Below are 13,471 nucleotides of genomic sequence, written 5' to 3' on the forward strand. Positions count from 1 at the left end.
TTCGTGGTGGCGGGCGGGTGCCCCGGGGAGAAAGCCAAGAGCAACAGAGCAGCGATACACAGCCCGGCTGAAGCAGCCGCCCGGCGGTGTCCGCTGGCGTTGAAGGTGATCCTCATGGTCGAGCCTCTCGGTGCGCTCACATTGAACTGGCCACTGTGGCCGGAGGTGTTCGTCTAGTAGGAACAGCCACGCGTCGGGAGGCTCGTGATGGGCGGCGGAGCCATTCCCGTGGACAATGCCGTCAAGGGGGCTGTGGACAGCGCAGGGTCGACGCCGGGTACCTCATCTGCAGGTGCAGGTGCGGGCCGGTGGAGTTCCCAGCACTTCCGGTCAGCCCGAGCCGCCCACCTGTGACCGTGCCGGCGGCGGTGATGCGCGTGGCGTGGCAGTAGGTGCATGTGGCGCCGTCGTCACCCCGCAGCGTCACGCCGATGCCACAGCCGCCGGCCTGGTACGGCCTCGTCGCGGTTCCGGAGGTGATCACATGGAACGGCGTTCCGGAGACCACCGTCATGCCAATTGCGGGGTGGTCATGGTGCGGCGCACTGAGCGAGCTCCCTGTCTTCCCTTTCCGCAGCACCACGTCGTAGCCGATCGACCCCCGTGGGTTGGGGGCGGTCCGCTCGGAAGGCGGCGTGTCACCCATGACGATGACGTGCAGCCGGCGTCGGGGACGTGCCGCCGGGGTTCGCTGCCGCGGGCGATGCCCCCATGACGACGAGCGCGACGGTGGCCGGCACAGCCGAGAGCACGAGCGACCACAGCCGGTTCCACCGGATCCGTTCGACCTCTCCGCCCACCGCCGCCGGTACACCCCTCTCGTTATCGAATTGATCTGTCATCGTTTGCTCCCGAACGAGTAGCCCCTCCGTATTGCCGGATTCTTGACCCGGCTCGTTATCAGCTCGCTATGCGCTATGTCCCGATTCCTCCCCCACCCGGTCTCCGACCGGCGAAGCCGTAATACAGATACTCAACGACCCGTCGGACCATCAGGCCCGTTTGCCCTCCGAATTTGGGCTCCGTACGGCCGGGTCTCGACGCGTTGAGATATCGGCCGAGCAGCCCGTTGCCTTCCTCCGGAACCCAATCACGTGACGATGTTTCTCCGCCCCGAAAAGCCGCAGGTGCGGACGGTCGGAGAACCGCGCTCGTCGGGCTCGTCCGGCCCAGGGCGTCCGGCTCGAGTCCTGGGACGAGGACGGATCAGGTCGCCGAGTCCACCGAGTCGCGCTTCACCGGGCCGGAGGGACGGGGCGCGGGCGCCTCCCCGACTGCGGTCAGGCAGACGTTCGTCGCATGTAGATACTCCCCCGCGCCGGCGCCCTGCAGCAGGCCGAGTGCGCCCAGATCAGGAGGACGGCTCGCAGCCCGCGACCGACGCAGCGTGGTGAATCCATCCGCGAAGGTTCCGGCGATGTTGTGAACAGCAGCTTTCAGGCGACGGTGGATGTGGCGCCGCGAATTCGGCATCGAATGTCCACGCCGAGTTGTCGAACAGAAAAGTGAACACCAAGCACCTGTAAGCCGGCAGGATCACCAGCACACTGCCGGACGTGATCTCGCACTGGCGACGGGTGCGGCCACGGTGCGCACCTGCTCGGTGAGGTGCTCGGCCGCGGACCCGGTGCCAGGGGTGGCGGGCCGGCCGGTCTTCAGCTCCCGATCGCAGCGCTCGACGTACAGCTGCGCGCCGAGCGCGGCGAACGACCGGCGCGCGGCGGCACGGACCTCGGCGGCGTCGCGCCGCCGACCGGCACGGCGCAGGGTGAGCCCGCGGGCGAAGTCGACCCGGGTCTTCCCATAGGGCAGGGACGGGGACGCGAGCTGGGCACGAGCCCGCGCGAACGCATCCTCGGCCCCGGCGAGGTCGCCACGCGCGCCCAGCAGTCGCCCGCAGACGTATCCGAGCCGGGCGCGGGCCGAGCGGAGCCGCTCCTGACGCGGGAGACGGCGTACTCGCCAGTGGCAGCGCTCCGGGCGCCGGCCGCACACCCGTCGGCCATCGTCCAGGACCCTCGCGTGGTCGGGTGGACCGTCCCTGCCGCTGCGCTGACCCCGCAGATCGTCCCCGTCTCGTACTCGAAGGTCGACCAGGGGGCTCGTCAATGGGTCCAGTCAGCGACGATCTGCTGGCGGGCCGCGTCCAGGGACAGCGCACCGGAACACACCTCGCCGTTGAGCCGGGTTTCTTCCATGTCCTTGACCGCGGCGGCATTGGTGCCGGTCCGGGGTTCAGGCCACAGGTTCGCCGGATCCCGAGGGGCGCCGCCGAGCTCGAGCGGAACGAGATGGTCTTCCTCCAGCTGAGCGTCCGGGACGTCCGCCTCGCCGTATTCGGGTTTCTGCCGGTCCTTCAGCCCGTCGGTGTAGGACGGGGGCGGCCGGACCGTCTTGGTCCACCCGGCCCGACAGATCGTGGAGCGGATGGTGGCCCGGGTGACGGCGGGATTGACCGCACCAGGGGTGCACCGCTTGTCCGCGCGGCCGCGGGCGATCACACATCCGCCGGGGAGCGGTGCTGCGGTCGTCTCCGACCGAGGTACCGCCGCCGACGGACCGGCGGGGCCGCCCGGCGACGAACATCCGGCCACCGCCACGAGCACCGCGACCACCACCGGCCAGCACGCCACCACGACGGCCGGCACCCCGCGGTCTGCGGTCCTCACCGTTCGAAGGCTACCGGCGAACCGGTCGCGCCGGGCCGCCACCGCGACCTCGCGCCGCCGCGCAGGGAAACCTCAACAGCAGAGTCCGGAGGTGGCCGGCTACCTGATCCTCAGGGCATGCGAAACACCCTTGTAGATACCGGACCGGGTGGTGTTGCGGAGCGTGCGCAGTCTGGATCTTCCGGTCGGCCCTCCCTGATTCCACGCAAGCAGGGCCTGCCCCCACCGGCTTCGGGCGAGTTCGGCTGTTCCCGCCTTTCGCGCTTCGGCGGCCCACCGATTGCCGAACTCGTCGAAGCCATCGCGATACGCGAACACGGCGGGCCGCACGTAGGCCAGTCCGGGGTGGAGACGAGTCATCATCGGTGCATACTCGGCGAGGACCTTGTCCAGCGATTCGAAGCGAGCACCACGGTTCGAACTGACACAGCCGGTCCGCATCAGCCGCATGTCGACAAGATAACGACGGCTCCCCCAGAACACCGGAGTCGTCGACTTGGCCGCGATGCGCAGCCACATCTCGAAGTCCACAGCGCTGGGAAGGTCGACGTCGAAACAGCCCGCCTCCTCGAAACAACTCCGCCGAATCAGCAGAGAGCTCCCATTATGCGGGGGATTGTTCTCGACGAGCAGCCGGTCCATGTCGCACGATCCGGCCGGCTGCCATCGAAGACCTACGACCTGGCCACTTTCCAGCATGACCCTGGTATGGCAGAAGGTGACTCCCACACCGGCCGGCGCAGCCCGCATGACAGCGAGCTGGTCGCGCAAGAAGTTCTCGTCCCACCGATCATCACCATCCAGGAACGCAACGAACGGTGCTGTCGTCTCCGCCAGCCCGATATTGCGAGCTGCACCCGAACCTGCGTTCTCACCGGAGATCAGTCGAACACGACCATCGCTCGCCGCCTTGCGGCGAACGATCTCGGCCGTGTCGTCCGTAGAACCGTCATCGACGATGACATACTCGAACCGGTGCTCCGTCTGTCGCAGCACGGAGTCCATGGCTTCGCCAATCCACGGGCCCACGTTGTAAGCAGGTGTGATGACCGTGACGAGGGCCGAGTTGTTCACCACGAGGCAGACCCTAGCAACAATTCGGATCGCCGCTCGGTGCGCACCCCGTGTCCCCCCATCCGTGCGATCAGGTGTGCGACCAGCGGTCGACCGCGCGCTATGGACGGTGGGGGCGGGTGAACGAGGTGCACGTGCTGAGCTTTCCTGCCGAACCAACTGATCAGCCACTGCACGACGGTCCGCGACCTTCACGGGACCTTCGGTCCCTCGTCTATCCTCCCGCAGGTGTCCTTCCGCGCACGAGTCATCCTGGCTCGACAGCTTCGATTCCTCCCGCACCGACTCTTCGCCGTGGCCATGCACGCGCTGTTCCAGGGAGAGATGTCGACACTCCGCCGGCCGAAGACATACTCGCAACTGCTGGCCGCAAAAAATCTGCACCCCCAGGACCCACTGGTGCATCTGACCGCAGACAAGTACGCCGTCCGCGGCTATGTCGCGGACAAGATCGGGGAGGACTACCTCATCCCTCTTCTGCAGGTCGTGGAGCGGGCAGATGGCATCGACTTCGACGCACTGTCCGAGCCATGCGTCATCAAGGCCACGCACGGCTGCGACATGACATTGCTACTTCCGGACGTCAAGGCTGCGGATAAGAATCTGATCGAGCAGACGGTCCAGCGATGGCTCGAGACCGACTTCTACCGATCGGGGTGGCGCGAGAGTCCGTACCGCGGCCTCCCCCGGCGCGCCGTGGTCGAGCGATTCATCGGCGACGGCGTCCACCCTCCGGCGGACTACAAGTTCTTCATGTTTCACGGCCACCCGGCCATGGTGGTCGTCGATCAGGACCGCTTTTCCGACCATACGTCGACTCTCCTCAGCCCCGACTGGCGTCGGTTCGACGTCACCGGGAGATTCGCCGGTGCCGCGACGCCACCCGAGCGACCGGCCAACTACGAAGAAATGATCGGAGTCGCCCAGAAACTGAGTAGCGACTTCGAGTTCGCGAGAATCGACCTGTACAACATCGACGGCCGAATCTACTTCGGAGAGATTACACATTTTCCAGGCGGCGGACTCGTCCGACTGAGGCCTCGAGAGTTCGATCTCGCCCTCGGCGAACTGTGGCGCAACGGCACCCCGATACCGAGCACGTTCATCACGCCGTCCGACGCGAAGCAGTCACGCTGACTCCCGCAATACATCCTTGCGTGGGCGGAAACGGCGTCCGAAGCCGGGCGCGAGCCACCTGATGACGCGAGGTGTCACCACGACGGCCAACACGATCTCGGTGATCAGCACAGACCAGCCCACCGCGTTCAAGCCCAATGAACTCGACAGCAGCACCGTGCCCCCGATGACGCTCGCCGACTGCACGAGTTGCAGGATTGCGAGAGGCGCCGTCCGGCTCTGCAGACGAGCCATGGTCATGTACAGCGAGACGATTACTCGGGGAAACGTCGAGAGCATGAGCAACTGCAACAACGAAGTGGCATTCGCGCGGTACTCCGACCCGAACAACTCGAGCAGCCACGGCGCGGCCAGTGCGATGAGCGATGCGGCGGGCAGAACCGTCACACCGATGCGGCGCACGACCGCCACCGCATACCGACGCGCCTGCGACTCGATCGTCACAGCCTCGACCACGAGCGACGACGTGATCGCAAGGGAAAGCAGGTTCATGGCGACGACGGCGGTTTGCGCCGGCAGGAAGTAGGCGCCCTGCGCCGTTCCCAACTGGGCGACCACCAGCACGGGCAGGAAAGTGGAACCCAGTTGATTGAAGACCTGCCCGGCGTAGTCACCGGCCATGTACCGGGCGAGACCCTGACGGCTCGGCGGCTTCTGGTCCGCCTTCGTCTCGTCCGCATGCCGGGGAAGAATCCTCCGGAAAATAAGTAGGTTGACAGGCACCAGAAGTGCAAACACCGGCAGCGTCCATGACGTGAAGACGCCATCGGCGATCGAGGTCCGCGTAACCACGATCAGCAGGCCGAGTTTGAGAAGCCCGTAGAGGCCGTTCTCCAGGGGAACCCATATCGCCGCCCGCAGCCCCGTCAGGGTCGAGTCCTGAATGTTGAAGACGGACCAGATCACCGTGGACAGGACGAACCACAGCGCGAACGGCAGGGACATGTACAGCGCATCGGTGGGTTTCATCGCGAAATGGCAGAATGCCGCGACTCCACCGGCTCCGATCATCGCGAGGCCGGTGCAGACGCCGTAGGCACTGCCCACGAGGCGCCGAGAGGCCGTCCCGGCCCGCGGCAGGAAACGGATGAGCGCCTGCCCGAAATTGAGCTGCGTCAAGGTCGACACCAGCAGCATCATCGAGACCAAGGCGTTTCCGCGACCGACCTCTTCGGCACTGAAAGTGCGTGCGGCAACGATCCAGTAGAGGAGGCCGAACACCGAATTCACCAACGTGTTCAGCATCAGCGCATAGGCATTGCGGTACAGCGGAACGCTCAACTCCCGGCGGAGTGCTCCGATCCGGGCCCATACGAATCCCGAACGGACCCGAGTCGGCGTCGGCGGAACATCCGGGTTCCTCACGCGCCACCTGCGCGACCGGAGGGCGCGTCACGCATCGGGTGTCCGGCGACCTGTCCCTCCCGGGCGAGCTCCGCCGAGCCCGGCCCGCGGATACCGACCTCACCGGTCGCGGGCTGGTCGACCCTGGTCGTGTCGATGTCCGCACAGGCCACTCGGTGGCCGAGAGAGGCCGAGCGGGATCCCGTGGTCAGGCCGGCATGGCCCGTGCCGGCGGCCGCGATGCTACGTGCGAACACTTCGGAGCAGCTCCTTGGACGTCATGCTGTCGATCCTGTCGGACAGGTGATGCCTCCCCGGTCATGAAGCGGCCCCGACCAGGCGCTGGCCCGACCGTAATGGAGGGCCGGCGCCTGCTGGACGCCGCGTCCTCGCACGGCGCGCTCGCCGGCATGAGCTCAGACGGCCATCTGCACGGGTCGACGTGGCGGCGAGCAGAGCGCGGGTCCCGATAGCTCCGCCACATCGTCCGATTGCTACCTTCGCGCCCGCACCGCTGCGGGTCGGGGAGGGAGGCGGCGGCACCGTGAAGATCGTTTGTGTTGGCGGCGGGCCGGCCGGGCTGTATTTCGCCATGTTGGCGAAGCTCCGTTCCGTGCGGGACGACGTCGCCATCGTCGAGCGTAACCCTCTCGGCGCCACGCACGGGTGGGGCGTGACGTTCGGGGAAGACCTGCTGGACGATCTCTATCGCAACGATCCGGAGAGTGCGCGAGCGATACGCAGCGCCGCTCACCTGTGGGCCGGCCAGGTGGTTCGGATCGGTGCACAGCCTCCGGTGCACCTCGGCGGCAAGTACGGCTACAGCATGAGCCGCGCCCACCTGCTGGACATCATGGCGAAGCGTGCCATGCAGCTCGGCGTGCAGGTTCAGTTCGAGTGCGAGGTCGCGGACCACTCCGATCTGGACGCCGATCTGATCGTCGCAGCCGACGGGGTCGGCAGCCGGTTGCGGTCGAGCCATGCCGATCACTTCGGCACCACGATGGAGTCCGGCCACAACCGCTACATCTGGCTCGGCACCTCGAAGGTGTTCGACGTGTTCACCTTCGCCTTCGAGCGGACTCCCGCAGGCTGGGTCTGGTTCTACGCCTATCCGTCGTCGGGGGAAACCAGCACCTGCATCGTGGAGTGCGCACCCGCCACCTGGACGGGTCTCGGGCTGGACCGCCTCGATTCGAGTGCCGGGGTCCGGCTGCTCGAGGAGGTCTTCGCGCGTGCGCTCGACGGCCACGGTTTGATCGAGTCCGTGGGCGGACTCGGCGCCGCACCGTGGCTGACCTTCCGCCATGTCCACAACAAGACGTGGCACCGTGACAACCTGGTGCTCGTGGGCGACGCCGCTCACACCACCCACTTCGGGATCGGCTCGGGCACGGTGCTGGCCGTGCAGGACTCGATCGCACTCGCCGAGGCACTGCACGGCTCGGACGGGGGCCTGGCGACGGCGCTGCCGGCCTACGACAGGCAGCGGCGTGCGGCGCTGGAGCCCGTGCAGGAGATGGCACGTCGAAGTATGGAGTGGTTCGAGAACATCGATGCCCGACTGGACGACGACGCCGTGCGCTTCGGCTACTCGTTGCTGGACCGGCGAGGCGACCATTCCGCATGGCGTTACCAGCTCCATCTGGCTACGCAGATCGACAGCGTGCGCAGGATTCGGAGCGGGGTCACGTCAGCGCGCCGATCCGTGCGAGCAGCGCGCCGGGCGAAGCTCCACCCGGCCCGGCCGCTGAAGCGCGCGAGCGAGTAGTGGTGCCGCGCCCGTCCGCGAGGCTTTGCCGGCATCCGTCGTTCATGACCGCGGAAGCCGGCAACCTTGGTGGATCATGATCGCCTGAGCGACACCGTTTCATTGCCGACGGTGTCGGCGAGAACGCCGACCGGGCTACACCACTCCCTCAGGCGTGACCTTTCTCGGCCACCGGCCCGCCTCCCGGGCGACGAAGTCCGCCGCTATGAGCAGGATCTCCTTCTCCAACTCTGATTCTGCGACCTGCGGGCGAAGCTCCGAGTCCTTTTCATCGGGAGCCGCTTTGCGAAGGAAATGCGTGCTCCTGACCGCGGAGAGCAGTGGCGCACTGAAGCCAACACGTCCAGCACCTCATCAATTCTGCGCCTTGCCCGGGTGAATCCGAGCCGCTCTCGGAATGTCCGTGTTCAGCCATCGATCGGCGATCCGTCCACCACACCGAAAGGGGTTCCCATGAACTCGAAGCGCAGCGCCGCCGGACCTGCCGCAGGAGGCCTTCCGGTCGGAGGCCTGGTCCTTCCCGGCGCCGGAACCGCGTCTGTCGCCGACACACATATGAACACGAACTCGATCACGAGTATCGTGCCGGACGACCAGAACACGGATCAATGCAACAAAGACAATCCCGACGCGGACAACAAGGTCAGCTGCAGCGGGGCATTGGCGACGACAGCGGGGCTGACAGCCTGACGAGGTGACGAAAGCCTGCGCCCCAGGGCCGGGTTCCTCCGACCCCGCCACCGTCGAGCGCCACGCCCTGGCGAGTCGCGCCCCGCAGCTGTCCGGGCTGACCATCGTGGAGATCCACAAGTCTCTGTCCAGCCGTTCGGGCGAGGTCGTCCACTCCGTGGCTGCCCTGGCCGGACCCCGGCGAGGTCAGGTGCGCGATCGCCACAGCCTCCGAGACGCCGCATGACCGCGGCCTCGCCACTCCACGTGAGGGAACCACGTCGCGGACCGGGTCCACGACGTGTCGACCGCGACCGGGCGACGTCGTAGGACCACGAACGTCGTGATCGATCTGTCCTCGTGCGCCGCTGACGAGGAAGTCGCTGCCGCATGTGACGTCCTGCTCGGCACTCCACGGGGCAGACTGAACCGGGTGGAGCACCGGTTGCCATCGCCTGCCAGCAGGCCTCGGCAGCGCCGGGCGGAGCGCTCGGCCGCCACCACCGATCCCCGCCTGGACATCGTGGCCGGGTCCATCGACCTGCACCGCGGGCGGATCGGGTTCGTCCACCCCCGCGACGCCGCCGCGCTGCTGGACGAGGAGGACATCGCCGCTGACCAAGCCTACCCGCCGTACTGGGCCGAGCTCTGGCCGAGCGGGATCGAGCTGGCCTACGCCGTGTCCGCGCAGGATTGGCGGGACGCACCGGTGCTGGAGGTCGGTTGCGGTCTGGGACTGCCGGCCATCGCGGCCGCCCGCGCCGGGGCACGCGTGCTGGCGACCGACCGGTCGGCCGATGCGACCACGTTCGCCGCGGTCAACGCCGAGCAGAACGGGGTCGTCGTGGAGACCGCTGTGTGCTCCTGGGCGCACCCCGCCGCGCTGATCGCCCGTGCGCCGTGGCGGCTCGTGCTGGCCGCCGACGTGCTGTACGGGCAGCGGAACGTCGACGAACTGCTCGACCTCCTCCCCCGGCTGGTCGACGACGACGGGGCGGTGTGGATCGCCGACCCGCACCGCCCGCTCACCGATGAGTTCCTCGCCGCCGCGCGCGCGGCCTGGCGCTCGGTCGAGACCACACCCACCCGGCTGCCGCAGATCCGCATCCACCGCCTCGCCGGCCCTCCGCGGCCGCGTGCAGCAGGGCCGTGACCGGGTCGGCCCACCGGGCGCCGCGTTCGGCAGCGACCCGCGAGTGCTCGGCGCGGACATCCCGGCCGGCGGATCGCCGTTGCCGTCACCAAGAACGTGATGGGCATGGACTTCGAGACGGCGCGGACGCTGGTCACGGTGGTGTTCCGGGCGAGCTGACGCACCGTGCCGGTCCGATCCCCGCCCGTCCACCTCTGCGGCGTCGACTCACTGACTGGCCGCCCGATTAATCCGGAGCGTTCTGTCGGTCCGAACTCCTAGATTCGCATTCACACGACCGGGCCGATCGGCCGGGACCGTGTACCGCCCGCGATGCAGAGGAATACCGTGACCGACCCATCCGACATCCTCACCCCCGCGGCGTCCTCTCCGGACGCGCCCGCGCAGCTGACCGCACGCGATCGCAGGGTGATCGCGGTGCTTCTCGTCTCGACGTTCGTCGTCATCCTCAACGAGACGATCATGAGCGTGGCGCTGCCGGTCCTCCTGACCGATCTGAACGTCGAGGCGAGCGTGGGCCAGTGGCTCACCGCCGGCTTCCTGCTCACGATGTCCGTGATCATCCCGATCACCGGATTCCTCATCCGCCGGGTTCCCACGCGGTTGCTGTACGGCATCGCCATGGCGCTGTTCAGCGCGGGCACGCTGATCGCTGCGCTGGCGCCGGGCTTCCCGATCCTGCTCGCCGCACGCGTGGTGCAGGCCGGCGGCACCGCGATCATGCTTCCGCTGCTGATGACCACCGTGATGACGCTCGTGCCGCCGGCACGCCGCGGCGCGGTGATGGGCAACATCTCGATCGTCATCGCGGTCGCACCCGCGATCGGGCCCACCGTCTCCGGCCTCGTACTGGACCTGCTCGGCTGGCGCTTCATGTTCTGGCTCGTTCTGCCGATCGCGCTCATCGCCCTGGGGCTGGGCCGACGCCAGATCGTCGACATCGGCGAGCCCGGCCATACCCCGATCGACGTGCCCTCGGTGGTGTTCTCGGCGCTGGGCTTCGGTGGTCTGGTCTACGGGCTGAGCACCATCGGCCAGTCGTCCGGGAGCACCCCACCGGTCCTCGTGTGGGTGTCGTTCGCCGTCGGTGTCCTCGGGCTGGTGGCCTTCGTCGGCCGGCAGTTCGTACTGCAGCGCACCGACCGCGCGCTGCTCGACCTGCGCACGTTCCGGGCGCGCACGTTCACGATGGCGACCGCGATGATGATGCTGATGATGGCGACGCTGCTCGGCACCATCGTCGTGCTGCCGATCTACATGCAGAACGTGCTGATGCTGACGCCGCTGTCCACCGGCCTGCTACTGCTACCGGGTGGCCTGCTCATGGGTTTGCTCGGGCCGGTCGTGGGTCGGCTGTACGACCGCTTCGGCGCGCGCGCCCTCCTCGTACCCGGCACCGTGGCGACCAGCGCCGCGCTCTGGTCCACCACTCTGTTCAGCACCGACAGCCCGATCGTGCTGGTGCTGGGCTTCCATCTCCTGCTCAGTGTCGGGCTGGCGTTCGTGTTCACACCGCTGTTCACCGCCGGGCTCGGCGCCGTGGCACCGCATCTGTACTCCTACGGCAGCGCGATCTTCGGAACCACCCAGCAGCTCGCGGGCGCGGCCGGGGTGGCCCTGCTGGTCAGCGTGCTCAGCGTGCGCTCTGCAGAGCTCGCCGCCGGGGGATCCCCGGTGGTCGAGCAGACCGCAGGTGGAGTGCACATCGCCTTCGTCGTCGCCGCCTGCTTGTCGCTGATCACGATCCCCGGCGCCTTCTTCATCCGCAGTCCGGCCACGGGGTGATCCCGGCGGCGGAGCTGCTACCCGTGGGTCCGGGCCGCTCGTGGCGATGAGTTCGCGCTCTCGGGCCGGTCCCATTGTCATCGACCCGATCCGACCGAAGGAGCCCCCGTTGAAGCCGATCACGCCATGCCTGTGGTTCGACGGCCAAGCCGAGCAGGCCGCCGAGTTCTACTGCTCGATCTTCCCCGACTCGGGGATCACGGACGTCCAGCGGTACGGGCCGGACATGCCCGGACCGGAGGGCGAGGCCATGCTCGTGCAGTTCAGGCTGCGCGGGCAGGAGTTCGCCGGTCTCAACGGCGGTCCGCAATTCCCGCACTCCGAGGCGGTCTCGTTCGTCGTCCCCTGCGAGACCGAGGAGGAGATCGACCGCTATTGGGATGCCCTGGCCGATGGCGGCGAGCCCGCTCCGTGCGGCTGGCTCAAGGACCGGTTCGGCGTGTCCTGGCAGATCGTGGCGTTGGAAGCACAGGCCTGGATGAAGGACCCGGACACGGCGAAGGCACAGCGGGTCACCCGGGTGATGCTCTCCACCTTCGGCAAGCCGGACCTCCCCGCCATGCGGAAGGCGTACGAGGGTTCCTGACCCCGAGGTGCCCGGGTTGCCGCGCTCGACAGGTTCCTCACTCATGAGGCCCGACGGGCTACGCCCGCACGATCCGAAGCGCCGAGCGAGGGGCTGCCGTCAGCCCCTCGCCGGATGCTCCGGCAACCACCTGCACGGTTGTCGGTGATGATCTGCCGAACGTCTCGCCAAGGGCGGGCCGTTGACGGCGCCGCCCTTGGCCGAGCGTGACCGCCCGGCAGTCCTGCTGTGGTGACTCCGTAAGGATTCCCACGGGATCAGCCGAGCCCGACCTCCGAGATCGCCACGGTGTCGAGCGCGGCGTGTCCGTTCTGCGCAGAGCCGGGCACGCTCGACAGGATCGTGATCGTCAGCGTCCGGGTGGTCACGCCGTCGCCGTCGAGGGTGAGGTTCTGCATCTGCCGATCGGATGGCGACGTGTCGGTGGACAGCTCGGCGGTAGCTCCGTTGTCGAAGGTGAATCGCACGCGGGAAATGCGGCGATTCTGGGCGTACCGGTCGGTGCCGTCGGCCGGGTCGGTCTTCGCGAGGCCGGGCACGATCCCGATCGTCCTCAACCGCACCGGGCTGGTGAAGGTCAGTTTCAGGCTCTGTCCCACCCCGTCGCCGGCGCAGCGCCAGGCAGTATCGGAGAGCCCGTCGACGGCCCGCTGCGGCTCGTAGGAGGTCAGATTGCCGGCCGCGTCCCGGCTCGGCGGGTGCGTGCAGGAGGCGGTCGCGACCACCCGCGTCGACCGGGGGTCGCCCGTCGCGGCACCGACCGCAGTGCTGGTGCGGCCCGGCGCGGCATCGATCGCCCATCCCGCAGCGTGACCGACGAGCACGCCGATGTCTGCCAACATCACGATGGCGAGCGCGATCAGCAGCGGGCGATACCCGCCGCCGCGGCGCGGTGGCGGCGTTGTCGGTGGTGGGGGCGGCGGTAGGGGCGGCGGTAGGGGCAGTGGTGGCGCGAACACAAGGGTGGCGGGTCCCGGAGTCCGGCCCGGCGGGTGAGCGACAGCCCGGGTCGGAGCGCCGCAGCGGCTGCAGAACGCCGCGCCGACGCGAGGAGGCTCGCCGCAGGAGGGACATCGATCGCGCACACCAGCCCTCATCGGCGCGGCACCGTGTTTCCCTGCGATCCTTCGTTGTGCCACAAGCGGTTGGCGAAGCAGTCGTCCGGTTCGAAGCCGTTGCCGTTCGTCATGGGTGACACCCTTGACGACGAGGCCGGGCCGTCAAAGAGATCTGCGGCATCCGGTACTCGACGACGGGCTCGACGGTCGTCCGGCCCGCTGCTG

12 protein-coding genes are annotated in these 13,471 nt (G+C 68.1%); 5 read left to right on the forward strand and 7 right to left on the reverse strand.

What is annotated here, in order from left to right:
• Positions 1–241 precede the first annotated feature (241 nt).
• From HF526_RS37410 to HF526_RS13880, 4 genes are all read right to left on the reverse strand, one after another.
• Positions 242–646, reverse strand: a complete 405-nt coding sequence (locus HF526_RS37410) for a M23 family metallopeptidase (RefSeq protein ID WP_169381835.1) — start codon at positions 644–646, stop codon at positions 242–244.
• 890 nt (positions 647–1,536) lie between these two features.
• Positions 1,537–1,995 carry a hypothetical protein gene (locus tag HF526_RS13870; RefSeq protein ID WP_169381836.1) on the reverse strand — a complete coding sequence of 153 codons (459 nt, stop codon included), beginning with the start codon at positions 1,993–1,995 and terminating at the stop codon, positions 1,537–1,539.
• A 110-nt stretch (positions 1,996–2,105) separates the two neighbouring features.
• Positions 2,106–2,669, reverse strand: a complete 564-nt coding sequence (locus HF526_RS13875; RefSeq protein ID WP_169381837.1) for a hypothetical protein — start codon at positions 2,667–2,669, stop codon at positions 2,106–2,108.
• A 99-nt stretch (positions 2,670–2,768) separates the two neighbouring features.
• Positions 2,769–3,746 (reverse strand): glycosyltransferase, encoded by a 978-nt coding sequence (locus tag HF526_RS13880; protein ID WP_169381838.1) that lies wholly within the window; start codon positions 3,744–3,746, stop codon positions 2,769–2,771.
• Positions 3,747–3,971: 225 nt separating this feature from the next.
• Between HF526_RS13880 and HF526_RS13885 the strand changes: the two genes are divergently transcribed.
• Positions 3,972–4,880: an ATP-grasp fold amidoligase family protein gene (locus tag HF526_RS13885; protein ID WP_169381839.1), complete on the forward strand. Its 909-nt coding sequence runs from the start codon at positions 3,972–3,974 to the stop codon at positions 4,878–4,880.
• On the opposite strand, the gene HF526_RS13890 is transcribed toward HF526_RS13885, so the two are convergent.
• Entirely contained in the window at positions 4,872–6,161 is a 1,290-nt protein-coding gene (locus HF526_RS13890) for a lipopolysaccharide biosynthesis protein (protein WP_169381840.1), read from the reverse strand. The genes HF526_RS13885 and HF526_RS13890 overlap by 9 nt on opposite strands.
• A gap of 80 nt (positions 6,162–6,241) precedes the next feature.
• On the reverse strand, positions 6,242–6,481 hold the full coding sequence (locus HF526_RS37415) for a Rossmann-fold NAD(P)-binding domain-containing protein (RefSeq protein WP_169381841.1): 240 nt from the start codon (positions 6,479–6,481) through the stop codon (positions 6,242–6,244).
• 287 nt (positions 6,482–6,768) lie between these two features.
• On the opposite strand from HF526_RS37415, the gene HF526_RS13900 reads away from it, so the two are divergent.
• The 4 genes from HF526_RS13900 to HF526_RS13915 all read left to right on the forward strand — a co-directional run bounded on the left by HF526_RS13900 (position 6,769) and on the right by HF526_RS13915 (position 12,188).
• On the forward strand, positions 6,769–7,995 hold the full coding sequence (locus HF526_RS13900) for an FAD-dependent monooxygenase (protein ID WP_169381842.1): 1,227 nt from the start codon (positions 6,769–6,771) through the stop codon (positions 7,993–7,995).
• Positions 7,996–9,109: 1,114 nt separating this feature from the next.
• Entirely contained in the window at positions 9,110–9,817 is a 708-nt protein-coding gene (locus HF526_RS13905) for a class I SAM-dependent methyltransferase (protein ID WP_169381843.1), read from the forward strand.
• A 327-nt stretch (positions 9,818–10,144) separates the two neighbouring features.
• Positions 10,145–11,602: a DHA2 family efflux MFS transporter permease subunit gene (locus HF526_RS13910; RefSeq protein WP_338051467.1), complete on the forward strand. Its 1,458-nt coding sequence runs from the start codon at positions 10,145–10,147 to the stop codon at positions 11,600–11,602.
• Between the two features lie 109 nt (positions 11,603–11,711).
• On the forward strand, positions 11,712–12,188 hold the full coding sequence (locus HF526_RS13915) for a VOC family protein (RefSeq protein ID WP_169381845.1): 477 nt from the start codon (positions 11,712–11,714) through the stop codon (positions 12,186–12,188).
• Positions 12,189–12,445: 257 nt separating this feature from the next.
• Here the strand turns inward: HF526_RS13915 and HF526_RS13920 are convergent, their stop codons facing one another.
• Entirely contained in the window at positions 12,446–13,030 is a 585-nt protein-coding gene (locus HF526_RS13920) for an NADase-type glycan-binding domain-containing protein (protein WP_420821617.1), read from the reverse strand.
• Positions 13,031–13,471: the final 441 nt, after the last annotated feature.

The organism is Pseudonocardia acidicola (assembly GCF_012911935.1).
Classification (GTDB): domain Bacteria; phylum Actinomycetota; class Actinomycetes; order Mycobacteriales; family Pseudonocardiaceae; genus Pseudonocardia; species Pseudonocardia acidicola.

Coding starts and splice junctions, on each gene's coding strand:
- HF526_RS37410 (WP_169381835.1), bottom strand. CDS start 646: ATGGGTGACACGCCGCCTTCCGAGCGGACCGCCCCCAACCCACGGGGG.
- HF526_RS13920 (WP_420821617.1), bottom strand. CDS start 13,030: ATGTTGGCAGACATCGGCGTGCTCGTCGGTCACGCTGCGGGATGGGCG.